Genomic DNA, 24000 nt, shown 5'->3' with positions numbered 1-24000 from the left:
CAATCTATAACTATAAGTGCCAGTTAAGTCCTATTCTCTTTTTATAATATTCATTCTATATTCTATCTTCGGGACTTTTAGCTCCGCTCATGCGACAGACACTGAAAAGATCCAGGAATACCAAAAATTGACCCGGACCAAAAAACTTTGGGAAGATAGATACTGGATCCTCCTATTACATTATACTAAAACCACATTCGGGAACTGGGTAAGCGAGGCGGACTCTTCTTCTTTTTTTCTTTCCGGAGAAGGACGAAAAAATCCGGAAGAAGAGCTACTCCATTCTATCCAAACATTTATGACTGAGACATCCGCTCCTCCTGGCGAAGAAAACTGGATGCATCCGGTATGTAAATTTCCCGAAAGGAAAAGATGGATCCAAGAAAAACTTTCTATCCCGGATTCAGACTTTGCAAAAGTGGATTGTGGAAGGTTCGAAAAATGGTTCGCAACTTTGAATCCTAAGGGTGCAAAGATCATATTCGCTTCTTATTATATGAATGCTCCTGCTTCTATCTTTGGTCATACTCTATTAAAAATAGATTCAGGAGATCCCCATCGAAAGGAAATTTTAGAATATTCCGTGAATTATGCTGCAAATGCAGATCCGGAATCTACGAACGCGATCGTATATTCCATTTTAGGTTTATTCGGTGGATATCCGGGAACATTCTCCTTATATCCATATTATGTTAAAATAGCGGAATATAATGATATTGAAAGTAGAGATCTTTGGGAATACGAACTGGATCTAAAAGAGGAAGAAGTTAGAAGAATGACAAGGCATCTCTGGGAATTGGGAGCTGCCACATTCGATTATTATTTTTTAGATGAGAACTGCTCTTACCATCTATTTTCTTTAATAGAAGTAGCAAGACCAAGTCTTCATCTCAGAGATAAGGCTCCTTTTGTGATACCGGGAGACACCGTTAAAAAATATATAGAACAGGAAGGTCTTGTAAAAGATATCAAATACAGACCTTCTCTACATAGTAAAATTATACAAAAGCTCAGGAAGATGAACGAGGACGAAAGAGATATTTACGAAAACGTAATGAAAAACGGAAATATCTCTTTTTTAACAAACAAGGAACCTGATCCAAAGATCAGGACTTCTTTTCTTTCGGATACAATCTTGGATTCTTTTCGTTATAAAAAAGCGGAAGGAGATTCTCCTAAAGAATGGGACCAAACTTACAAACAATTACTTTTGTTTAGGAGTAAACTTCCGACCGACTATGAGGATTCCGGATATTCCCCCATCACACAAAGCCCTCATGTAGGCCATGGAAGTTCCGCATTATATAACGAGTTTGGAACGTCTAGCTTAGGGAATTTTGTAGGTTTCGGTTATAGGGCCGCAGTCCATGATCTTTTGAATACTGACCAAGGTTATATTCCGAATTCTTCCGTGGATTATTTTTCCTTCAAGGCAAGGTATTACCAGGATTCTAAAAAACTTCATCTGGAAGAATTTCATCTTATCCGACTTCTTTCTTTAACTCCTTATAATTCATTGGGTCGTTCTATTTCTTATTTTGTGGATTCTGGAGCCGATTCTTCCGTGTATAAAAACAAAGGGAACCAAGAAGATAGAAAACTTTTGGAATGGCAGGCAATCCTTCGTCCTGAAGATTTATCGTATACACTTTATAGATTGGATGATATTTCTAAATCTGAAAAATATGAAAGAGTCACAAATGCAAATATAGAAACAACCTTAGGTTATAGTTTTCAGGATCAATTTTCAGAAGGACCAAAACGTTTTTTATTCTCCGCGCAGGCAGGAGCAAAAGTAAGATATAACGGAAAATACGATACGAATGCGGTTGTAGCTCCTCAGATCGCCGCATATTGGATCGCTAACTTTGATTCTTTCAAAGCGGTGCTCTCTTTACATTATTATACTTTTTCGATCTACGGAATCCCGGACGATTATAAGGCACAATTAGGATTTCGTTATGCGATCCATGCCAATCATGAATTGAGATTAGAGGCAAAAGCCCAAAGGAATTATAATGAAGCCAGCTTCTCCTATGTGTATCAATTTTAAATATATTCTTTCCATTCTTCTTTTCTTGCTCTTGGGCAACTGTTCCTCCATGTTATTTTACCCTACGAGAGAAATGTATATCCCTCCTGAAAAAATGGGATTCCAACCTGAAAAAATTTCTCTCCAAATGAAGGACGGAACAAATATCAAGATTTGGATCTTCAAACCTTCCAAAGTAAAAGCTAAAGCGAGCATCCTTCAGTTCCATGGAAATGGGGATAACATGTCCAGCCACTATATCAGCCTTGTTTGGTTGGTTGAAAAAGGTTATGAATTAGTGATCTGGGATTATAGAGGTTACGGAGATTCCGAAGGAGAAGCGGAGAAGGAACCTATATTAGAAGATTCTAAAGAAATCCTAAAATTCCAACAGAATAGAGCGAAAGAACTTGGAATTCCTTGGATCGTTTACGGACAAAGTATGGGGGGAGCACTCGCAATAAGGTCGGTAGGAGAAATGCAAAACAAGGAAGGGCTTATACTTGTAGTAGGTGATGGTACTTTCGCATACTATTCTCATGTCGCTAAAACAGTAGCAGAGAGGGTGTTTTTCTTTCCGATAGGACAGTTAGTTGGGCTCTTCTTCTCTGATCATTTAAGTCCTGGAGAAGTAGCGGATCAAATTTCTCCGGTAAAACTTTTGGTAGTTCATGGAACGGAAGACCAGATCGTTTCGTATCCGAATGGGATGGAACTTTTTAAAAAAGCAAAAGATCCTAAAATTTTCTGGGAAATCAAAGGTGGAGGTCACTTAGATTGGATGGAAATGGGAAGGTCTAAAGGGGCAAAAAATTTCCTAAAATTTCTGGAAGAACTGATCTCTCATTGGACTCCTTAGTTTTCTTTAGGGATCCAATACATTCTTTTACCTTCTAATAAGGATCTTAACGCGTCTTCTTGATTGGATTCTTGGATGAATAGTTCAGGCAAGGAGAAGTTCCCGGTATTATAAAGATCGATTGATAAGAAGGTAATCTTACCTTCTTTTGCAAAAAATACTTTTTCGAAGTCTCTACATTTCAGCGAATAAACTCCCGGAGATAATTCCAAGGTTTTATATTCTCCCGAATCCAATCCGAAGTTTCGGAATAAACTGCGACCGCCTTCTTTAAAAGCTCCCGGATATTTATATAATTCTATAGAAAAGGAGAAAAAAGACTGCGCCTGTCTCTGTGGTCTAAGCACATATAAGAGGGCTTTGTCTTCTTGTACTTTTTTAAGTTGGTCGAACCTTTGAGTGCTTGCGCAAAAAGTTAAGCCTGAAACCAGACAAATCGAAAGTAAGAAGGTTCTAAAGTGGATGATACCTTGAAAAAATCTGGTAGCTCCTTGGGCTCTCCGGTTAAAATTGACCTTAATTCGAGGATTTTTCATGAAAATTGAGTTCACACCCGAGCAGTACGAAACCTTACTAAAATCCACCGCGATCTCCAGTTGGATGATCAATGCTTTTAATGAAGGTGACGAGGAATTAAATTCCTACGCAGAACTCGAGCAATACATACTTTCCTTTGCAAAAGATTTTGGGAAGCAGGAATTCGTGGACTACGATGCAGCGGATAATGTCTACTTCCCCACTCGCAAATTCGAAGACCAAACCGATATATTCGATATCATCTCGGATTACGATAATGAATTATTCTGGGATGAACTGATCCATAGAATGGCAAGAAGAGATTTTCTCCAAGAGTATGGAGAAACCGGTGTGGCTTCTATGGCAATCGAAGAAAGGATCGAAAAAGAAGCTCCTTATATCAGCAAATACGAAGAGATATTTACCAACCAAGGCTTGGAGAATATAGACATTCGTCCTTAATTCATGTTTGATCAGGAACCTTTCGGAGTTTTAGAAATTGAAAACCTTCTACCCAATCTAAGAGGAGAAGGTACATTAGGAAAAAGAAAAATAGAAATCCCTTATTCTCTTCCGGGAGACGTATACGAAGTATACAAATTCGGGAAAAGAAAAGTTTTCTATAAATGGAATCCTACTCATTTAGAAAAAAGAACTTCTTCTCCTCAATGCCCTAGTTTTGGAGAATGTGGCGGTTGTTCCGGTCAACATCTGCCCTACCCTGACCAATTTAAATTAACATCCGAACCGATCTTAAAAGGATTAGAAAATTTCAATCCGATTAATAAAGGTACATCTCCTGCTGAGTCTTCTTACTCTTATCGAAACCGTATGGACTTTGCGGTTTTTCCCGGGCGAGTCGTCGGATTAAGAATGTCGGGAAATTTCAGAAGGATTGTTCCAATAGGGAACTGTTCTATCCAATCGGACTGGGCAAATTCTGAAATGCCATTATTCCAAAAACTTTTGGAATGTTTTCCTGAATTAGAATACGATCGCAAAAAAGAAACAGGTTATCTTAAATATTTCACTCTTCGCAAATCTGTTTTCAATGATGACTCAATGAGTATCCTAACATTCACGGAAGATTTCAAGAATGAAGATCTTATGAATCAGGTGGCTGAAAAAGCGAAAGAGATTTTGGGCGCTAAAAATATAGTCTTCTGTTTTAACCGCAAAAAAGGGGAAATTTCCGCCTCGGGAGAAGCGATTGCTATCAGAGGAAATGTTTATCTAATAGAGGAGATTTGGGGTAAAAAATTCAAAATCCCTTTTGATGGGTTCTTCCAACCGAACCCTAGAGAGTTCATTAAAATTTTAGAATTTATTAAATCTAAGATCAAACCCGCGGAAAATCTTGCGGACCTTTTCTGCGGAAGTGGATTTTTCTCCATTCTATTCGGAGAAAAATTCTCTCGTATCCTGGGGATCGATATTGTATCTTCTTCCGTATCAGCAGGCGAGGAGTTCCTTCAGGAAGTATTTCCGGACAAAAAGATAGAATTTCTTGCATTTGACCTATTCCACAAAAAAGGCCTGGAGAAAATGAACTCCGCGAATCTTCCTTGGAAGGATTCCGTGGTGATAGCAGATCCTCCCAGAAGCGGTCTTTCTCCCGAATTATGCGCCTTCTTAAATTCTAACCCTGTTTCTCAGCTGATCTATATTTCCTGTAATCCTGAAAATCTCTTAAGAGACGCCCGCATTTTAGAAGAATCCTACCAAATGGAGGAGTTCCTACTCTGCGATCCATTCCCACAGACTCCTCATTTGGAAGCAGTATCCATCTTCTCCCCTAAAAATCGCTGAAGGGAATCCGATTTTTTTTCGATAGTAAGTACCAAAGGTATACGAAACCGACAGGTGCCCATGAAACGACTTTCTATTATCATTCTATCATTCTTAATTTTGGCGGTTTGGGGCTGTAATACCGTCATCATCCGTCCTTGGAATGCTCCGAATGCTCTCAAAACTTCCGAAAAGATCAGAGTTTTCTTAGGAAAGGCCGAATCCGATCTGATGATCAAAGCGGATGGAGTAATTTTCGTATATGATGTGAATGATCTTCTGATCAAACGTGCATATGATATGATTTCTTTGGATGCTAAAAAATTGAAAGCTCCAATCCGTTTCGTAGCGGACAATCCCGGTTTAGAATATAAAGGAAGAAAGTTCAGGGGAGAAATTTTACTCCAGCCTGATAAGAATGGAAACGTTCTACTCATCAACAGAGTTTCGTTAGAAGAATATTTGTATTCTGTTGTTCCTTCTGAAGTTCCTGCCGGCTGGCCAACCGAAGCTTTAAAAGCGCAAGCGATCTGTTCCAGAACTTACGCAATCAGAGAGATCTTAAATAAAAAAGATACCGCTTACGATGTGGAATCCACTGTAAATTCACAAGCTTACTCCGGTATGGCGAAAGAAAATCCAAGAACCACACAAGCAGTTCGTGATACGGAAGGTGTTCTTGCAGTTTATGAAGATGATCCTATCCATATGTTCTTTCATTCCAATAGTGGAGGAAGAACGGAAACTCCGGACCAAGTTTGGGGTGGAAAAAGACTTCCTTACTTAGAATCCGTCGCCTCCAGATTCGATGAAGCCGGTGATAATTTCGTTTGGAAGGAAATTTTAAACCAAGATAAAATGGACCAAACTCTTTCTTCTTTAGGTGTAGGTTCTATCCAATCCGTCCAAGTTCTTTCCAGAACTCCTTCCGGTAGAGTGGATCTTTTAGAAGTAATTGGTAAACAAGGAACTTCTAAAATTAAAGGAAAAGAATTCCGCAGTTTACTTGGAACTTCCGTAAAATCCCTTCGTTTCGGTATCAAAAGAGAAAGTGAAGGATTTTTGATCAAGGGTATGGGCGCGGGCCACGGAGTGGGCTTAAGCCAATGGGGAAGTTTCGGTATGGCGAAGCAGAATTTTACCTACGCAGAAATCATCCGTCATTATTACCAAGGAATTGAATTCGCTAGGATTACTAGGTAAGTCGCAGAGTTTAAAAAGACTCAAAGATTTGGTCATGCAGAGTCGCGGAGACGCAGAGGGGTTCTCCGGAGACTACTTTGTCTCCAAACTTATTTTAAATCTATATAACTATTATATTTTTTAACAAACCCACACTTCCCTCTCCGTGGCTTTGCATCTCTTACACCCTTCTTTTCCTTGCGTCCCCTCCTAGAGAATGCAAAATAGGATCATGTCGAATCCGACAAACAAGATCTTAATCCGAAATCTAACCAAGTCCTATATAAATGGAAAACAAAACGTTCCAGTCCTAAAAGGGATCAACCTAGAGGTTGCAGATACTTTTCTAACCTTGATGGGTCCTTCCGGTTCGGGCAAATCCACATTTTTGAATATTCTCTCCGGGATTGACCAAGCGGATTCGGGAGAAGTTTGGATCGGCGGTAAGAACCTAAGCAATTTTACTGAACAAGAACTCACTGAATATCGTAGGAACGAAACTGGGATCATCTTTCAATTCTTTCATCTTCTTCCTTATTTAAGCGCTTTAGAAAACGTGGCCTTGCCTCTTTATATTTCAGGTTTGGGAAAATCAAAGGCAAGAGAGATTGCTAAAGAAGCATTAGAGAAGGTTGATCTCACTCACAGATTCAAACATAAACCGGATGAACTTTCCGGTGGAGAACAACAGAGAGTTGCGATCGCAAGAGCGCTTGCAAAACGTCCAAGTATCGTTTTGGCGGATGAACCTACAGGAAATTTAGATACATACCACGCTCATAAAATTTTAGAACTTCTTTTAGAACTACAAGAGAAGGAAAAGTTTTCCTTATTCATAGTAACTCATGATAGAGAGATCGGAGAAAAAGGAAAAGTCCGACTTAAGATGAAGGATGGGCTCATCTTACCGGAACAAAATCCTGCTTTAGGTCTAGCATGAATTTATACTTCCTATTCCTATACGAATATTTTAAAACTCATCTTCCCAGATTCATATTCGCACTTTTAGGAATTTCCTTGGGTGTGGGCCTTTTTTTATCCACTACAAGTAATGCAAACAAGGCGGAAAGGTCTCTAATAGATTTTTCCATGGGATATTTAAAGGGGGATTTTAATCTAAAAATTTCTCCGAGTAGGCCAGGACAAAGTTTAGAATGGGAGATCCTTTCTAAAATACAGTCTCATCCAGATCTAAGAAATATTTCTGCAGTCAGACCCAGAATACAACAGGAAGGAATTTCCTCTGATAATCTAAGAGTTTTGTATATGGGGATGGATTTGACCAAAGAATATTTGGGAATCCCTTTGAAGGAAGACACAGGTTCAGAATCTTCCGGTCCATTAGAAAAAACGTATGTATCCAAATCACTGGCTGAAAAATTCAAAGGCCGGCCTTTCTCCCTTTTGCTCAATGGAAAAAACTGGGAGTTTAAGGATTATATCTCGGTAGATATGGAAGGTGGTTTTCTGATCATTGAAGATATTTCTTTGATCCAAGAAAAGTTAGATAGTATAAACGGAGCGGACTATCTTCTTCTAAAATCTTCCGGATCGGACCTTTCTCAAACAAAGGAAAGTTTACAAAGGATTTTAGGATCAAATGCCAAAATAGAAACTTCTGAAGAGATACAAGAAAAGTCCGCAAATGCACTTCGTTCTTTTCAGTTAAATCTTCTGATCATTTCTTTTATATCCTTATTGATCGCATTCTTCATGGTTTCTAATACTATGACAGGTTTGTATTTGAGTAGAGAAAGAGAACTGGGGATTTTAAGAACATTAGGATTAGATGTAAAATCTTCTATTTTTCTTTTTTTAAGCCAATCAGTTCTGCTAGGAAGTATAGGAACCGTTTTAGGGATTGTATTCGGTATATTCTTTTCCGGTTTAGATTTTTTCCGTCCCGAATCGGGCCTTGTGGATAAAAACTTATTATCTACCTATAGTTCCATTTCTCTTTCTGATTTAGGTCTGGCTGCGGGACTTGGGATCTTGGGTTCAGTCATTTCTTCGGTATATCCTGCGATACGTGCGGGAAAGGTCCCGCCCCTTTCTATACTTAGAGATTCCGAAAAAGAAAAAAGAAAAATCCCGAACTCAAGACTTGCGATCTATGGTGGGATCATATTTTTTGCTTCTTTAGGAATTTCTAATCTTCCCTCTCCTTGGAAACTTCCTCTTCCCGGTCTATTGGGTGTGGGTGGTGTGACAATCGGGATCACATTCGCTTTTCCATATTTACTTTCCTTATTCAGTTCCGGTGTTTCTAAAATCCTGGATAGAAGTGATAAAAGTTTTCCTTTTTTCAGAATTGGTTTGGAAGAATTAAAAGAAAATCCGGGAAGGAATACTTTAACTGCGGCAACCGTGATGCTTGCGGTTTCACTCGTCCTATGTTTGACAATTCTTACCGATAGTTACAAAAAATCCCTGAACGACTGGGTGGATTCGGAATATCCTTCCGATTTTACGATCATCAATGATCGATTTTTCCATTCCGGGATCCACGGTGGAGTTCCTAAAGATCTTCCTGAAAAGATCAGAGAATTGGGCCTAAGTTCTTATCTGGACGGATTTTTAGTGAATACTTCCTTCGATACCGATAAAGGAAATTTTATCATTCACGCGTATGATTTTTCAGTATATCGGGACAAACCGGAAAGAATAGAAAATGAAGTCAAAGAAGAAACGGATGTTTTAATTTCTTCCAATATGGCCCATCTGAAAAAGCTGAAAGTGGGAGATATTCTGGTCGCTCAAACTCCTTTCGGCAAAAAGAATTTTCATATCAAAGGAATCAAAGAACATTTTTTCTCCGAAAAGGGAACAGTGATGATGGATGTACGTTCCTATGAAAAAAATTTCGAATTTAAAACTTTGAACTCTATTAAACTTTTCTTAAAAAAAGAATACTCAGATGTTTCCGGAATAGAATATTCTAAAAAGAAAATTATGGATTTTCTGAAGTCCGATCCTGAATACAAAGACTTGATCCTACTCGATTCCGCTCAACTTAGGGAAATTTATCTGTATGAGATCAATAAAGTATTCAGAGTTTTAGATTCTCTCAAAGCAACTGCAATTCTGATCTCCGTTATTTCTCTACTTTCTTCTCTGGTTCACACATTATACGATAAGCGCAGGATCTTGGGACTTCTCAAATATTTAGGCGCCTCCCAGGACCAGCTTGGGATTATTCTGAAAACCGAGTCTGTTTATCTGACCGGATTCGGAGCATTCTTCGGGATCATCTCTTCTCTCATAATGTCTCCCATTATTCTTTATGTAGTGAATAAGAACGCGTTCGGCTGGACACTCACCTTCTCCTTTTTGCCGGAAACCCCGATTCTAATTTTAATTTTTGCACCTATCTTGGGCTGGATTTCCGCGGTATACCCTTTGCGTTTATTGAGAAAAATGAGCTTCCAGCTCAGTCCGGAATGAGGAAAACTATCTTGATTCCTAACTAGCCCGGAAGTATCTTATTCCTTCAATGGCTACTCAGCTGGAAATCGCCCTGGAACTTGCGGAAGAGATCAAAAAGATCAACCAGCAAGAAGACAATCGGATCCCTTCTTCCGATTCTTTTTTGAAAGATATGATCGCATTCTTTTCCAGGGACATGCATGAGATCCGCCAAGTCCTGGAAATGCTCCGGGAAGCTAAGTATATTTTTATCATCAAGATCGTTCTTCCGGAACAGTCCAAAAGTTCCAGGGACCAAGACCAGGGAGTGGACGCTTATATTTACGCCGACCTAAAGATCGTGAACGAACTGAAAGGTTTTGCGGAAAAAAAATTGGAGAAGGCCTACGAGTCCACCTATTACAAAAGAAAATCTCCCTTCCAGATCACTAGAGAGTTATTTCCTAAGATAAAAGAACATAATAATACTCCTTTGGGAAGGTTTATCAATATCGCAGTGATGTTGGAAGAATACCAAAGAGTTCTGACCTCTGCCCCAAATGATTACGATGATAATAGACGTAGGAATTTATTATCCGAGTTATTGGAAAGAAATGGGACTCCTGTTGCAGTTGCAAGAGACATTCCGGATTACGAGATCACTTCTTTGGGCGGAGGAGGAGGTTCTCCTTTAGGTTTTAAAAGAGCGGCCGATGCAGTTGCGTCAAATGAAGTTTCTTTTAATCCAAAAAGTCCTTGGTCCAGACTTACTTCTAAATTTTCCGCTGAGTTTTTAATTCGTATCCATTTGAGAAAATATGAATTCGATACTGTGCGGAAACTTATACTGGGTGGAAAGTTAGTTAATTTTGATGATCTAAAATATGTAAGAGATAGTGTCCAGACCATGGAGAACCATATACATCTGGATCCCATCTTACAAAATTTTACGGAAGAGATGACCGAGTTAAGAAGACTCGCTCAGAAAAAAATGAATATCCTGAAAGGTATCACCAATTCAGGATCTATCCAAAGTTAATCCACTCGAAATATCGAGCGACTAAAACGATCAAAAGAACCACTAATATATAGATATAACGCCTTCTCGCGGAATACCCGGTGTCCATTCTATCTTTAGGAAAATAGATCAGGAATAAAAGTGCATTCGCCACGAATACTATAAAGAGTGCGTCTTGTTTTTCTCTCCAGTATCCGCTTCCGAAAGCGATTGCAGCTCCTAGAGAAGGTAAAAACGCGATTAGAGTTTTCCAGCTTAGTACTTTTGTATCTTCTTCGAAAATTTTCGCCTTTTTACCGGACTTCTTCTCCAGCTCGCTTAAGAACTGATCCATATTTTCCAGATTTAAGATCGGGATATAAGTTCCTTGTTTGGAGATGAGTATAATTCTTTCGTAACCGCGAAATCTATCCTTCTCGATACTTTCCAGATCAAGGAATTCGAACTCCATACATTGGCCTTTCGCGTTCCATTGTTTTAAAGAAGAAGAGTCCAATTCTACCTTAGCACCTTCTAATACTTTTAACTGTCTTCTGTAATTTTTTAAAAGTAGAAGTATCAGAACCCCGCTCAAGAGCAAATACATGGAAAGAAATGCGGATCTTTTGTCCAATTCTACCTGAACAAAACTGACACCTATGAATATTACGAAAACTGAAAGCACAAGTCCTGTGCGGACCAGTAACTTTTTTTTGAAAACCGGAGAATCATAATTGAATACGGACATTAGTCTAAACTTCCGAATTCTGATTTTTTAAATAAAGGGAAAACTTTGATCCCTTCTTCTTCTATCGCTTTTCTTCCGCCTTCTTCTCTATCCAAAATACAGATACAGGCAGTGACTTCCAATCCGGCGTCTCTCAAACTTTTGATTGCTTGCAAGGTAGAACCTCCAGTAGTGATCACGTCATCCACGACCACACAGGATTTGACCGCATTTACTCCACCTTCTACCAAATTTTTGGTGCCATGGTCCTTGGCTTGTTTTCTCACGATCAATGGAAATACGTTCTTGGAATGTTTTCTATATTCTAAAGAAATCCCAAAACAGATAGGATCCGCCCCCATTGTGAGACCACCGAATGCCTCTTCCCCGTCCAGACCGGATTCCGGGAGATGTTTTTCCACAATATACTTACAAAGTAATTCTAATCTTTGGGGATGGAGAGTGATTTCCTTACAATTGAAATAATGCCTGGATTTTCTACCACTGGCCAGGGTGAACGGTTCCTCTCGGAAACGATAGGCGTGGGTTTGAATGAGTTGAAATAATTCTTCCCTCAAAGCGGATCTCCCTCGGGCATCGCCCGGAATTCCATGATGGTAGGAACTCCCCAGGAAAAAACAGATTTTTGAGCCGGATTACAGCTTGGGGGAAAAATTCTAAATTTCCGAATTTTTTCGCAACCTGGGTGCCCGATTCCGCTCTTATCAGAAAAACCAAGACGGGAAAAACCGACATGGAACAAACGAAAAAGAAATTAGCGTTGAAGACCACAATCTTCTTAATAGCGACTCCGATCATCGGGGTCATCGGGACGGGTGCCTTATTATTTACCAGAGGTATTCCATTAAACACATGGCTTGTGTATCTATTTATGACCGCAGCAACCGGGCTTGCGATCACCGGGGGATACCACCGTCTGTTTTCGCATCGAGCTTATAAAGCGTCTTTGCCGGTAAAACTTTTTTATATTCTTTTCGGAGCGGCTGCGTTCCAACAATCAGTGATTGAATGGAGTTCTGATCATAGGATCCACCACAGATTCGTAGATAAGGAAGAAGATCCTTATGCGATCACAAAAGGATTCTGGTATGCTCATATTCTTTGGTTATTCGAGAATAGAGATCATAGAACTCCAGTTAACGTGAACGATCTTTACGAAGACAAATGGGTAAAATTCCAAGACGATCATTATTATCCGATCGCTATCTTCATGGGATTTTTGTTCCCTACTCTTCTTTGTGCTTTTTGGGGAGATGCTTTAGGTGGATTGTTACTTGCAGGTTCTTTAAGAATTGCTGTGAATCACCACATGACATTCTTCATTAATTCTTTGGCTCATTATAAAGGAGATCAACCTTTCTCCGATAAACATACTGCTAAGGATAATTGGCTTATCGCATTGTTTACATTCGGAGAAGGATATCATAACTTCCACCATGAGTTCCAAGCAGATTACAGAAACGGTATCCGTTGGTTCGATTACGATCCTACCAAATGGTTGATCAATACTTTCGCATTTTTCGGTTTAGCAAGTGATAGAAAGACTATCTCCGAAGAACAGATCCTGCGTAAAAAAATGGTAATGGAAGAGAAGGCTCTACGTGAAAAATTAGAATCTAAATCTCAAACCTTAAACCAAGGATTTGAAGAAAGATTAGAAGCTTTGCGTAATTCCGTTCAGGAAAGCCAAGCCAGAATGATCAATTTGAAATCTGTGAAAGAAGAAGCAGGCAAAAAAGCAGTTAAAGAAGCTGAGTCAGAATACAAAGTGGCATTGAACACTTGGAAAAGATTCGTTTCTGGAGATCTTGCGCCGGTCTGATATTATTCCCAGTACCTGATCCATTGCCCTCCTTCGGGAGGGCCTTTTTCATTCCACCGCCATCCGGCTGTTGGAACTCCTACATCGCAAATCTCAAATTACTGAAAACTTTAAATATGATTTCCAATCGAGTTAGGGTCCCCTAACTGAGAAACATCCACTTCTACCTTCAATTTATGTTTCCCGCCACCGAATAGGATTCCTTTCAAAGGAGAAACATCCGAAAAGTCCCTTCCCACAGAAGTATGAATGTATTCGTCTGTGATCGCTTTCCCATTTGTAGGATCAAAGTCGAACCAACCTTGACCGGGACAATAAACGGAAATCCAAGCATGAGTTGCATCACTTCCTCTTAACTTAGGTTTTCCAGGAGGAGGATATGTTTCTATATAACCTGAAACATATTTGCAAGGCAAACCCATAGAGCGAAATGCAGCCAAGGAAAGATGAGTGAAGTCCTGACAGACTCCTTCTTTTTTTTCAAGGACCTCGTCCAAAGGTGTGTAGATATTTGTGCTTCCAGCCTTGAACTTAAAATCTTCTCTGAATCTTTTTACATATTCCAAAACGGATTCCAGATATGGACGATCCATTGGCAGATATTTTTCTAAAAAGTTCTTATAAGAAAGGGAACGAGTCACAAAAGAAGAATCTCCTACGAATTCCATTGCTTCCAGATCTTCTTTTTCCGTAACCGTTTTCAGTTTTTTTAATATTTCGGAGGTAGAGATCTCAGTCTGATCCTTTTTTCTCTCCGGTTCAGAAGTGAAAACTTTTGCTTCCGCAGTAACAGAAAGAATATTATGAGGAGTTTCCACTGCGAAAGAATATACTGTATTTCCGAAATAATCCGTTCTGAATTCAGTATATTTAGGTTTAGGAAAAATTTCTATCCTGAACTCTCTACAAATTTGTCTTTCGTTAGATGTAGGACAAAGATGAGCCAGATTCAAACAATGAGAAACTTCTTTTTCGTAAGTATAATGGGTCAGGTGACGAACCGAATATTCAGCCATAAGGTCCTCCCAATCTAACTTGGTTTTCCACATAGCGGAAGTATTTGGTGGCGACCGCATCGGAAACGGATTTTAATTGCGAGAGAATATCTTCCAACCATCTACGAAGCCCTCCGGCGGGATCCGCATATTCAAAAAGTCGTTTTGCATCTTCTTCACTGAATCGAACTAAAACATCGGTGAGCCTTTGGATCTCTTCCGAAATTTCTTCGTCTTTTCCGGAAGAAGAGAATAAAGTATTCTCCCTTAATCTTTCTAATTGGAAAGCAAGCGAGCGAGGATTACTTTCGTCGAAGATGAGAATATCCACGACTGATTCAGCTTCTACTCTATATTTATAACGTCTTCTGTAAGTAATCCGAATATCGTTCACGTTCAAAAGACTTTCGAACATACTTTTATTATATACGGAAGTTCTTTCGATTGTGGAGAGCAAGAGCCTAGCTATGAATTGCGCTCTCTCTAATCTTTTTCCCATGTCCAGGAAGAAGTATCCGGTCTCACGGCTCATACTCTCATTCGCAAGACCGGAGAGAGAAGCAAACAGATTCACCAATTTTTGTAGGTATTCCAAGACTTCGTCATAACTTGAATTTCGAGGAGCTTCCGATTCTAATCTGGAGATCAAATAACGTGTATCGTCTGAGATCCTATCTCGAACCGCCTTTGTACTTCCCACAAAAAAATTCAGATCGTGGCGGATACTTCCGGAAGAATAAGGAGAAGTCGCTAATTGGAATATCTTCTCCCGGATAGAATCCAACGAATCTAATCCATTTGTTTCGAAAAATCCTAGGCTGTATCCTGAAAGTTGATCCAAGATCCCAAGTAATATAGAGAATTGTTCCTTCTCGTAGGACTCTTCCGCTTCTAATATTTTGTGCACGGTCTCTCTGAGAAGTCTGGACATATTTTCTGCACGTTCCGCATAACGTCCCATCCAGAACATATTATCAGCGACCCTACTCGGAATACCTGAACCTTTTCTTTTGATAGGCATCCTTCCTATCTGGCCGGGGAGAAGACTGAATTCCTTCTTCTCTTCAGAAGCTAAGATCCAAAGATCTTTGGAAATAGCTCCTCTTTGGTTGGTAATGATAAGTTCATCCTGCTTAGGAGAAACCCTCACGAGTCCTCCAGGCATACAGGTATATCCGTTTTCAGAAAGACAGGTAAAAGTTCTTAAGACCGACTTACCGATTAGAAGCTCTTCCGAATCTCCTGAAAAAATAGGAGATGTGGAACCTGCGAGTATTTCCTGTGCAACATAACGTTCCGGCCTTGTTTCCACCTTGGCTCTTAACTCTAACATTTCATTTTCTTTCAAAGTAGAAAGAAATACGGAAGGATCTAAAGGAGAGCGAATTGCCGGCTTGATCGTATATTTATGAGGATTAGAGAATACTTCTTTGCGTGAATTTTCGTCCCCCATCCAAAGAGTTGGAACGTTCGGAAGGATCAGATCCTCGCCCAAATAAAATTTACATAAACTAGGAAGATATGTGTGAATTGCTCGATTTTCTAAAAATCCGGAACCTATAGGATTTGCAACAGTTACCGTGCCAGCTCTCACAGCGCCCAAGATACCCGGAACTCCTAAAAGAGAATCTCCCTTTAATTCAAGAGGATCCATGTACCAATCGTCCACCCGACGAAAGATCACATCTACTTGTTGTAGGCCTTCTATCGTTTTTAGAAAGACCTTATTATCTCTAACGGTCAAGTCCTCTGCTTGGGCTAAAATATATCCCAGATATCCCGCAAGATAGGCATGCTCGAAATAAGTTTCATTGCCTGGTCCGGGAGTAAGAAGAATAGTAAGGGGTTCTCTATCTTTATTAGAAGAAAATGAATTTAATGTTCTTCTTAATGCTCTGAAGTATAGAGCGACTCTATGAACCTGAGAGTCTCGGTAAAGAGAAGGAAAAATACGAGAGAGAACGATCCGATTTTCAAGAGCATATCCGGAACCGGAAGGCGCCTGAATACGATCTCCTATCACATAAAAATTTCCCTGGCTATCCCTGCTGATATCCGTTGCTAAGAATGCTAAACGGAAATTCGTAAAATCATAAACCGGAGCGCAGGCTCTTAAAAATCCGCCGGACTGGAATAACACTTCGTGAGGGATCTTTTTTTCGTATAAAGACCTTTTAGGACCGTAAACGTCTTTTAGAATTTCGTTAAGTAGTTCGGATCTTTGAGAGAGACCTCTTTCGATCCCATCCCATTCTTTGCTGTCCATGAGAAGAGGAAAAAGATCCAGTCCCCAGGCCCTTTCTCTCTCGTCCCCGTAAACATTATAAGTTACTCCGCTTTCTTTTAAGATACGGAGACTATCTTCTTTGCGCCTTCTTAATTCGGCTCCGCCAAGATTATTTAAAGAACGAAGTAAAAATTCGTATTTATCCCTGGACTTCCCGTCAGGGAGGCATAGCTCGTCATAGACTCCTTGCGCAGGTTTATATCCGGAGAGAAGATTTGCTGCTTGGGAAGTTCTCTGATTCATCTTCCGAGAGACATTTTCATCTCCCGTCCGATTTTAATCCAGCTTTAAAGTAGCCCCGATATTGATTTGTCTGTATGGTCCTTGTTGGATCCCTATAGGAAGTCTTCCCGAGATATACACTCTATCCTCCAAATTTTTTCCGTTCACGAAAATGGACCATCTTCCGCCTGGAGCCTCGTATCCAAAGTCGGCATTCCAAATTCCATATGCAGGAACAACACCTTGGCTTCCGTCTGTACTTTGGTTTTTGGTATTCTGCAAATCGGAATACTGTTTATCGAAATACTGGTATTCCACTCTCGCATAAAATCCGGACGGGCTTTTAACTCCGATCGCGCCTATAAAAACATTCATAGGAACGTAAGGCAGATAATTTCCGTTTGTGTTTACCTTGATCAGGTTTCCGGCGGAATTCACCGCGTATAAAGGTTGGTTTGTGATACTCACAGTACCATCGGCATTTTGTATTGTGCCTACAGGAACGTAAGTGGTAGAAATTGCTTTCGTATATGAATAAGTGAATTCCAAAGGAATTTCCCATCTGGATTCCGCAAATTTTCCGAAGTCGAAAACAAAATTACTTTCCACACCTCTGTTCACGGATCTTCCTGCGTTGATCGGAACCGCTCCGAGTCCGGAACCTGCTTCATTCGTATTTACGATTTGATTCGAAAAGTATAATGCGTATGTACTGACCTGAGTGTAGAAGTATCGGGTAATATTTCCCCTAAAACCTGTCTCGTAATTATTGGATCTTTCTGCGCTGAGTTTATAACCTAAACCTAATGCAGGGTTTTGAACGGTGGAGAATGTGGGAGGAGAGAATGCAGTATGTGCACCCGCAAACCAAATAAACTTCTCAGTAATATCAAAAGTAAGACCGATCCCAGGTAGAACTACTTTTGTATAAGTTTCATTCGCATCATTTACCAACATCGACTGCCCTACAGAATTCGCATATCCCTTGTTAACATCGTCCGCAGTCGCAAGTCTTCTATGAGTATATACTCCTTGGAAGATATGTTCATAACGAACTCCTGGGATTACCTTGAACTTATCCGTCAACTTAATTGAATCTTGAACATAAAGCGCATATGCTCTTGCATTACGATTCTGTTGTTGGGTTGTAATACCTTTTGTAAGAGTAGGATAAGGAAATACATTATTCGCAGCGTTTACCGATTCATAATGCATTCTCGCACCGAAAGCGATCTCATGATCAAAGCCGAACGTATTAAATTTACCTTCTACCTTAGTTTCCAGGCCTCCGGTCTTAAAGAAAGAATGTCTGTTCGGAGTGGAATTTAACATATAAATCACATCTCCCGGCTGGTTACCGATTACATCCGGAGCATAAACACCAAAAGCATTCTCAGGAGGTCTTGCAGGAAAACCAAATTCAGTCAGATTATTATGAGAATAAGATTCTTGGCGAAATAAAAAGCCTACATTGGTCCAATAAGCCCTTGTGATCATCTTCCAATTTTCATTAAAAGTATGATCATGACCGATCACCGCAGCCTGTCTATCAATGGACTTTTGGTCGTATCTGGCAGGATTGATCTTTGGGTTTTTCCAATACAAACCTTGGGTCAATCCCAAATAAGTAGATTGCGCCTCTTGTTGATAAGACTGGTATTTTAGAAAAACTGAATCCTTCTCCCCTAGCTTCTGGATCAACTTCAGGTTCAGATCGTTTACTCTAAAACCTTGGTAATCCCTAAAACCGTTTCCTTGGTTATGCATATAAGAAATATCATAACCGGTATTCGTAGTTTGGTTGGTCCCTCCATACTGCATCAGACTGGAAGCATAACCGTTCATTCCTCCGATTACCTTCGCACTAAACGTAGGTTTTTCAGGAGGTTTCCTAGTCACATAGTTGACAATACCGCCAAGAGTGGTTGGTCCAAAAAGAATAGAGCCTGAACCTTTTACGACCTCTACTCTTTCCATTCTATCTATATGAGGCACAAAATAACTTTCAGGTTGTCCGTAAGGACTTAAAGAAGTGAAAACACCATCTTCTAAGATCAAAGTTTTCCTAGATTCTTCGTTACTCACACCCCTGAATGCGATATTCGGAGTAAGACCCACTGCATCTTGATAACGAATTGTGGCACCTGGAACCCTGCGAAGAGCTTCCATAGAATCGATTGGATTTGTTTCTTTTAAGATCTTTTTACCGATCACATTCGCAGAACCGGGGATCTTTTTAATATCTTCATCCTTGGCACCGATCACATTGATCTGACCGCTTTCTAAAAATCTTCTTTTCTTTTCCGCAAGAGTTTCCTCTTGTTTGGAAGTTTCCTTTTTAGAAACATCTTCTTGCTCGTTTTCGGAAGAGGCTCCGTTTGGCTGGGAGAAGAGAAAAGAATTAGAAAAAAATAAAATACTTAAAATAAGAGAAGAACGGAATCGTTTTTGGAACATCAATCTCCGTCCCCTCCTGGTCCGCCTGAAATCGGACTCGAACCTGTAAGAGCAGCGAGTTCAGTATTCAGAATTTTTAATAATTCACTTAAGTCGGTTATACTCGATTTGATCGCGGTAAAATTCGCAGTATTGGAACTTCCCCACGCGGTAGAAGGATCGGAAGGTGAAACTGAAGGAGTAATATTTCCTAAATGTATTTCCAATTCCGCAATCTCGGCGTCTATTTCTCCAGCCAAAGTAGGGCTATAGAATTTTACATAATCCTTAAGTCCTACACCCGTTCCATTGCCTGTATAAATCGCTTTAAAAGTACTTAAATTATCAATCAAACTCTGGAAAGATTGGCCTGAAAATCTGAACTCTGCACGATCCGTATTAGGAGAAGAACCATTCCCTCCTCCGGAAAGTCCTGCAGGAATTTCCAATTTCCCATCTTTCATGATAGTTAGTAGTTGGACAGCTCCAGTAAAAACTGCATCTAATGCGGAGCCTGAAGTCGGAAATGTAGCAGATGTTCCATCACCTGCAGTTGCGAGCTGTGTACCCAAAGGATTTGTTCCACTCACTTTCCATGCATCAGTAACATTCTTCGCATGCACACTGTAATTAGCTACTAAAGCTCTAAGAAGAGCGGACCTTCCGTTAGGAGCATTTGTAAAATCGGAACAGGTGGGAGCAGTTCCACGATTCGCACCCGCTCGGCTAAAAAGAAGATATTCTATCGCGCCGATTCCTTTGGCATCATTATCAAATCCGACTATATACGTTTGAGCATCCAAAAAATCTCCGGAAGGATCAAAAGCATCCAAGTCATCCAAATCACCTGAACTTGGCGGAGCCTCCGCAAGATAATCGATCAGGAAAGGATCCATTTTTGAAAAAGAAGAAAGAGTAGTTCCAAATCTAAAAGGTTCCACTTTTTTAAGATCTCTGATATGGGCAATCCATGCCGCTTGCGCTGCATTCAGATTTCCACTCGAACAAGAAGTCGACGCAAATGTGTTCGTTGCAGTTACAAGCGCGGATCTGCTCGTTTCTAAATTCGCAAAAAGAGGAGGAATTATATTATTTCCTAAATTCTGTAAAAGGGATCTAGGATCGAACGAATTGAACATCTGGTAGAGATATCCATTCGTATTCGCAGCACCTGAGGCGGAGTTTTTATGAGAACAAGAAATAAAAATAGAAAGTAATAAGATACTTAGAATGATCCAAGCGGTAAGGATCGGCTTTTTAATCCGGAAAAACCTGCCGAATCGTCCGCTTCTAACAGAATTGTTTTGTCGCATAGTTCCCTCGAAACTGGGCTCTTTATCTTGAGAATCAGAATTATTTTTCTAGAACTGGTTGCAACTGTTTTTGAGATTTGTTCTCACAAACTTAGTTTGATAAATACTAATTATTCAATCCAACGAAGGTCCATCGTATAACCATTTGTATGTTTCAATCGTTTAGGCTCGGAACCATCTAATGCTGAATGACCATCCGCTAAAAATCTGGAGATCCTACGAGACTCAGCCTCATACGAATTCACCGGGAATGTATCGTAAGCTCTTCCACCAGGATGAGAAACATAATAACGACAACCGCCTAAAGGACGAGAAGACCAAGTATCCCAAACATCAAACACCAAAGGAGTATGAACCGGAAGATTCGGATGTAAGGTAAATACTGGATTCCAAGCCTTGAATCTAATTCCGGAAACTGCTTCTCCCTTTCTGCCAGTGCCTCGAAGTGGAACTTCGTAACCATTACAACTAAGAAGATAACGATCACTCCAACCTTCTACCTTTACTTGCAATCTTTCTAATGCAGAATCCACAGATCTTGAAGTTCCGAAAGAAGAAGACTCTTCTCCTAAGACATTCCAAGGTTCTAAGGCCATTCTAAGTTCCAAGAATACTTCTTCTCTTTGGGTCTTGCCATATACAGGAAAACGAAATTCGAAAAATGGAAGAAACTCCTCTTCTCCAAATGTAAACCCGTGCTCTTTCAGATCTTTCAGAACATCTTTAAAATCGGTCCAAACAAAATGAGGAAGAAGAAACCGATCATGCAGTTCTGTTCCCCAATGGATCGGAGATTTTACATAAGGTTTTTCCCAAAATCTACAAATCAAAGATAAAACTAAAAGTTGTTGTACCACACTCATCTTATAATGAGGAGGCATTTCGAATCCTCTCAGCTCCACAAGACCCAATCGAGAACCCATAGGAGGATAAAGTTTATCTATAGAAATTTCGGCTCTATGAGTATTCCCAGTTAGATCCACAAGTAGATTCCGAAAAAGGCGGTCTACCAACCATGGATTTGGTTCTTTAATTTTATCTAATTGAGAAGAAGCTAATTCATATTCGTATAATATTTCGTCTCTGCCCTCATCTAAACGAGGAGCCTGAGAAGTTGGGCCTATAAACAAACCCGAAAAAAGATAAGAAAGAGAAGGATGATGCTGCCAATAACTTACTAAACTGCGTAGAAGGTCCGGTCTTCTTAAAAATGGACTGTCTTCCGGAGACATGGCACCTACAGTGATATGGTTTCCACCTCCTGTTCCGGTATGTCTTCCATCTATTAGGAATTTTTCCGCACTTAAGCCTAGTTCCTTTGCTTCTTCGTATAAGATACGGGTCTTTTCTTCCAGTTCTTTAAAATTAGAAGAAGGATGTAAATTTACTTCTAAGACACCAGGGTCCGGAGTTATCCGAAATAGGCCGAGCCTCGCATCCGAAGGAGGTTCATAACCTTCTAATACGATCTGTATTCCTGATTTTGCAGCCGCAAATTCCAAAGAGGAGATCAGATCCAACCAAGGCTCCAAACCTTCTACCGGAGGTAAAAACACATGGATAGAGCCAAGTCTCGGTTCGATGACTAAAGTAGTTCTGATAGGGAGATCTTTTCCAGCTGAAAAAAACTTAGGTTCTTTAGAAGATCTTTTTTCTAAAATTGAATCCAGATCTTTCCGAGAGCTTAATTTTTTGCTCTTAGATAGATCCGTAAGTACTGCATTCGGTCTGAAATTTTCGGAAATAGAAGAAAAAGGAAGCCTGAAACCTGCAGGGCTATCTCCAGGGATTAGATATAATCTTTCCCTTTTATATTTCCACTCGGAACTTTCCCATTCGGATTTCGCATAATTAAATTGTAATGGAATAGCGATCGCTTTTTTAAGTTTAAAATCTCTATCTACGAGTGAGAGGACCTTCTTCCTTTCCAAGGCCTCGAATGAAAAATCTTCTGAGTTAAAATCTTCACTTTTAGGGTCTTTCCATTCAGGAAGTTGACCTTCTTTCCATAAATAATAAAAACCGTCCTCATATAAAGGAACTATATGTTTGGGAGAAATTCCTAAAGTCCTACAAACTTCTTCCCCGAATTTTTCGGATGATATTAATTCCTTATCTAAATCCTCATTTTCTTTTTCAGAGGAAGAAGATAGTAATCCTTCGTTTTTCCATAAAGACTCTCCGTCCTTTCTCCAAAAAACATTCAAGGACCAGCGAGGCAAAGGTTCACCAGGATACCATTTTCCTTGAGTAACTTGGACCAAAGAACCGGGTGAAAACTTTTTACGAAGTTTTGTGAGAAGAGTTTCTCCTAACTCTAACTTTTCTTTTCCGAGTGCGAGAGTATTCCACTCAGGATCCTGCCTGGAAGTATCCGAAATAAAAGTAGGCTCTCCTCCTATAGAAACTCGAATATCATTTTTTTTGCATCTAGTATCTAGATCTTTACCTAGTTTTAAAACTCTATCCCAAGTAAGATCCGTATAAGGTTTAGTAACTCTAGGAGATTCTTGGAAACGTTTGACCTCCATCCTGAATCCGAACTTGGACTCGGCAGGATCCGAATATCCGAATACTGGAGAAGCACTTCCGGGTTCTGGAACAGCCGCTAAAGGAATATGACCTTCTCCAGCAAACAAACCGGAAGTAGGATCAAGACCAACCCAACCTGCACCTGGTAGGAACACCTCCGCCCAGGCATGTAGATCGGTAAAATCCTCTTTCGCTCCGGAAGGTCCATGAATAGACACCTCATCCGGTTTCAGCTGGATCAAATATCCGGAAACAAATCTGGACGCAAGACCGATATGTCTTAAGATCTGAACGAGTAAAAATGCGGAGTCCCTACAAGAACCGGATCTTCTTTCCAATGTTTGCGTGCAGGTTTGCACACCTGGTTCCATTCGGATTACATAAGAAATGTCCTGGTATACTCTTTGATTGAGTCCAACCAAAAAATCTACGGTACGTTTTGATTTTAAGATCCCGTCTTTTCTTAAACCTGAAATATAATTGGCGAGTGCGTTACTCCCATCGGTAGCACTCAAGTAAGGAAGAAGTTCCTTTCTCAAAGCATCCGAATAAATAAATGGGGTCTCTTCTGCATCAGGCTCTAAGAAAAAATCGAATGGATTGATGACTTGGATTTCTGCCACCAGATCCACGAGTATTTTTAATTTCTCGGTCTTCTTAGGAAATACCAATCTTGCTTGGTAATTTCCGAAAGGATCCTGCTGCCAATTTAAAAATTGTTCGGAAGGTTCTACGAGAAGTGAATAAGAAACAATTCTGGTCCTAGAATGAGGAGCAGGTCTCAATCGAATGATATGAGGCGATAATGCAACAGGTCTATCATATTCATAAGAAGTTTCGTGAGTGAGGGAGACGAGTAAGGACAT

Annotated in this window: 17 protein-coding genes; 9 read left to right on the top strand and 8 right to left on the bottom strand. The window is 40.0% G+C overall.

Features of this window, described 5'->3' with window-relative positions; translation table 11 throughout:
- The first annotated feature begins 16 nt into the window (after window positions 1-16).
- Together EHO58_RS18230 and EHO58_RS18225 are read left to right on the top strand one after the other, a co-directional pair.
- Window positions 17-2053 carry an Lnb N-terminal periplasmic domain-containing protein gene (locus tag EHO58_RS18230; protein ID WP_135680874.1) on the top strand — a complete coding sequence of 679 codons (2037 nt, stop codon included), beginning with the start codon at window positions 17-19 and terminating at the stop codon, window positions 2051-2053.
- Window positions 2019-2891 (top strand): alpha/beta hydrolase, encoded by an 873-nt coding sequence (locus EHO58_RS18225; protein ID WP_135680873.1) that lies wholly within the window; start codon window positions 2019-2021, stop codon window positions 2889-2891. The genes EHO58_RS18230 and EHO58_RS18225 overlap by 35 nt, the downstream gene beginning before the upstream one ends.
- Here the strand turns inward: EHO58_RS18225 and EHO58_RS18220 are convergent.
- Window positions 2888-3427: a hypothetical protein gene (locus EHO58_RS18220; protein ID WP_135680872.1), complete on the bottom strand. Its 540-nt coding sequence runs from the start codon at window positions 3425-3427 to the stop codon at window positions 2888-2890. The genes EHO58_RS18225 and EHO58_RS18220 overlap by 4 nt on opposite strands.
- On the opposite strand from EHO58_RS18220, the gene EHO58_RS18215 reads away from it, so the two are divergent.
- The 6 genes from EHO58_RS18215 (at window position 3426) to EHO58_RS18190 (ending at window position 10821) form a co-directional block, all read left to right on the top strand.
- The gene (locus EHO58_RS18215) at window positions 3426-3869 is read left to right on the top strand and encodes a hypothetical protein (protein WP_100725275.1); all 444 of its coding nucleotides are present in this window, start codon (window positions 3426-3428) and stop codon (window positions 3867-3869) included. The two genes, EHO58_RS18220 and EHO58_RS18215, sit on opposite strands and share 2 nt — an antisense overlap.
- 3 nt (window positions 3870-3872) lie before the next feature.
- Window positions 3873-5216 (top strand): class I SAM-dependent RNA methyltransferase, encoded by a 1344-nt coding sequence (locus tag EHO58_RS18210; RefSeq protein WP_135680871.1) that lies wholly within the window; start codon window positions 3873-3875, stop codon window positions 5214-5216.
- A gap of 60 nt (window positions 5217-5276) precedes the next feature.
- A complete protein-coding gene (locus tag EHO58_RS18205; protein WP_135627382.1) occupies window positions 5277-6398 on the top strand; it encodes a SpoIID/LytB domain-containing protein in 1122 nt (373 codons plus the stop codon).
- Between the two features lie 211 nt (window positions 6399-6609).
- Window positions 6610-7317, top strand: coding sequence for an ABC transporter ATP-binding protein (locus tag EHO58_RS18200; protein ID WP_135680870.1), 708 nt, complete (start codon window positions 6610-6612; stop codon window positions 7315-7317).
- Window positions 7314-9821, top strand: coding sequence for an ABC transporter permease (locus EHO58_RS18195; protein ID WP_135680869.1), 2508 nt, complete (start codon window positions 7314-7316; stop codon window positions 9819-9821). The genes EHO58_RS18200 and EHO58_RS18195 overlap by 4 nt, the downstream gene beginning before the upstream one ends.
- A gap of 49 nt (window positions 9822-9870) precedes the next feature.
- The gene (locus EHO58_RS18190) at window positions 9871-10821 is read left to right on the top strand and encodes a hypothetical protein (protein ID WP_135680868.1); all 951 of its coding nucleotides are present in this window, start codon (window positions 9871-9873) and stop codon (window positions 10819-10821) included.
- Here the strand turns inward: EHO58_RS18190 and EHO58_RS18185 are convergent.
- Together EHO58_RS18185 and pyrE are read right to left on the bottom strand one after the other, a co-directional pair.
- The gene (locus tag EHO58_RS18185; RefSeq protein ID WP_135680867.1) at window positions 10808-11527 is read right to left on the bottom strand and encodes a hypothetical protein; all 720 of its coding nucleotides are present in this window, start codon (window positions 11525-11527) and stop codon (window positions 10808-10810) included. The genes EHO58_RS18190 and EHO58_RS18185 overlap by 14 nt on opposite strands.
- Window positions 11527-12084, bottom strand: a complete 558-nt coding sequence (pyrE, locus tag EHO58_RS18180; RefSeq protein ID WP_135627387.1) for an orotate phosphoribosyltransferase — start codon at window positions 12082-12084, stop codon at window positions 11527-11529. The genes EHO58_RS18185 and pyrE overlap by 1 nt, the downstream gene beginning before the upstream one ends.
- A gap of 176 nt (window positions 12085-12260) precedes the next feature.
- Between pyrE and EHO58_RS18175 the strand changes: the two genes are divergently transcribed.
- Window positions 12261-13349, top strand: coding sequence for an acyl-CoA desaturase (locus tag EHO58_RS18175; RefSeq protein ID WP_135680866.1), 1089 nt, complete (start codon window positions 12261-12263; stop codon window positions 13347-13349).
- 110 nt (window positions 13350-13459) lie between these two features.
- Here EHO58_RS18175 and EHO58_RS18170 read toward each other — a convergent pair whose 3' ends face one another.
- The 5 genes from EHO58_RS18170 to EHO58_RS18150 form a co-directional block, all read right to left on the bottom strand.
- Complete coding sequence (locus EHO58_RS18170) at window positions 13460-14365, bottom strand: transglutaminase family protein (protein WP_135680865.1); 906 nt, start codon at window positions 14363-14365, stop codon at window positions 13460-13462.
- Window positions 14358-16874 (bottom strand): circularly permuted type 2 ATP-grasp protein, encoded by a 2517-nt coding sequence (locus EHO58_RS18165; RefSeq protein ID WP_135680864.1) that lies wholly within the window; start codon window positions 16872-16874, stop codon window positions 14358-14360. The genes EHO58_RS18170 and EHO58_RS18165 overlap by 8 nt, the downstream gene beginning before the upstream one ends.
- Before the next feature lie 33 nt (window positions 16875-16907).
- Window positions 16908-19310, bottom strand: a complete 2403-nt coding sequence (locus tag EHO58_RS18160) for a TonB-dependent receptor family protein (protein WP_135680863.1) — start codon at window positions 19308-19310, stop codon at window positions 16908-16910.
- Window positions 19310-20602 (bottom strand): imelysin family protein, encoded by a 1293-nt coding sequence (locus EHO58_RS18155; protein ID WP_135680862.1) that lies wholly within the window; start codon window positions 20600-20602, stop codon window positions 19310-19312. The genes EHO58_RS18160 and EHO58_RS18155 overlap by 1 nt, the downstream gene beginning before the upstream one ends.
- A 110-nt stretch (window positions 20603-20712) precedes the next feature.
- Window positions 20713-24000 (bottom strand): transglutaminase family protein, encoded by a 3288-nt coding sequence (locus EHO58_RS18150; protein ID WP_135680861.1) that lies wholly within the window; start codon window positions 23998-24000, stop codon window positions 20713-20715.

The organism is Leptospira selangorensis, from assembly GCF_004769405.1.
Taxonomy (GTDB): Bacteria; Spirochaetota; Leptospiria; order Leptospirales; family Leptospiraceae; genus Leptospira_B; species Leptospira_B selangorensis.
Note: the sequence above shows the minus strand (reverse complement) of the source record. Positions and strands in the feature narration are given on the sequence as shown.

Bases quoted from the DNA above. Each gene is read 5' to 3' on its own strand.
- EHO58_RS18225 (WP_135680873.1), top strand. From the start codon at position 2,019: ATGAAGCCAGCTTCTCCTATGTGTATCAATTTTAAATATATTCTTTCC.
- EHO58_RS18215 (WP_100725275.1), top strand. From the start codon at position 3,426: ATGAAAATTGAGTTCACACCCGAGCAGTACGAAACCTTACTAAAATCC.
- EHO58_RS18220 (WP_135680872.1), bottom strand. From the start codon at position 3,427: ATGAAAAATCCTCGAATTAAGGTCAATTTTAACCGGAGAGCCCAAGGA.
- EHO58_RS18210 (WP_135680871.1), top strand. From the start codon at position 3,873: ATGTTTGATCAGGAACCTTTCGGAGTTTTAGAAATTGAAAACCTTCTA.
- EHO58_RS18205 (WP_135627382.1), top strand. From the start codon at position 5,277: ATGAAACGACTTTCTATTATCATTCTATCATTCTTAATTTTGGCGGTT.
- EHO58_RS18200 (WP_135680870.1), top strand. From the start codon at position 6,610: ATGTCGAATCCGACAAACAAGATCTTAATCCGAAATCTAACCAAGTCC.
- EHO58_RS18195 (WP_135680869.1), top strand. From the start codon at position 7,314: ATGAATTTATACTTCCTATTCCTATACGAATATTTTAAAACTCATCTT.
- EHO58_RS18190 (WP_135680868.1), top strand. From the start codon at position 9,871: ATGGCTACTCAGCTGGAAATCGCCCTGGAACTTGCGGAAGAGATCAAA.
- EHO58_RS18185 (WP_135680867.1), bottom strand. From the start codon at position 11,527: ATGTCCGTATTCAATTATGATTCTCCGGTTTTCAAAAAAAAGTTACTG.
- EHO58_RS18175 (WP_135680866.1), top strand. From the start codon at position 12,261: ATGGAACAAACGAAAAAGAAATTAGCGTTGAAGACCACAATCTTCTTA.
- EHO58_RS18170 (WP_135680865.1), bottom strand. From the start codon at position 14,365: ATGGCTGAATATTCGGTTCGTCACCTGACCCATTATACTTACGAAAAA.
- EHO58_RS18165 (WP_135680864.1), bottom strand. From the start codon at position 16,874: ATGAATCAGAGAACTTCCCAAGCAGCAAATCTTCTCTCCGGATATAAA.
- EHO58_RS18160 (WP_135680863.1), bottom strand. From the start codon at position 19,310: ATGTTCCAAAAACGATTCCGTTCTTCTCTTATTTTAAGTATTTTATTT.
- EHO58_RS18155 (WP_135680862.1), bottom strand. From the start codon at position 20,602: ATGCGACAAAACAATTCTGTTAGAAGCGGACGATTCGGCAGGTTTTTC.
- EHO58_RS18150 (WP_135680861.1), bottom strand. From the start codon at position 24,000: ATGTCCTTACTCGTCTCCCTCACTCACGAAACTTCTTATGAATATGAT.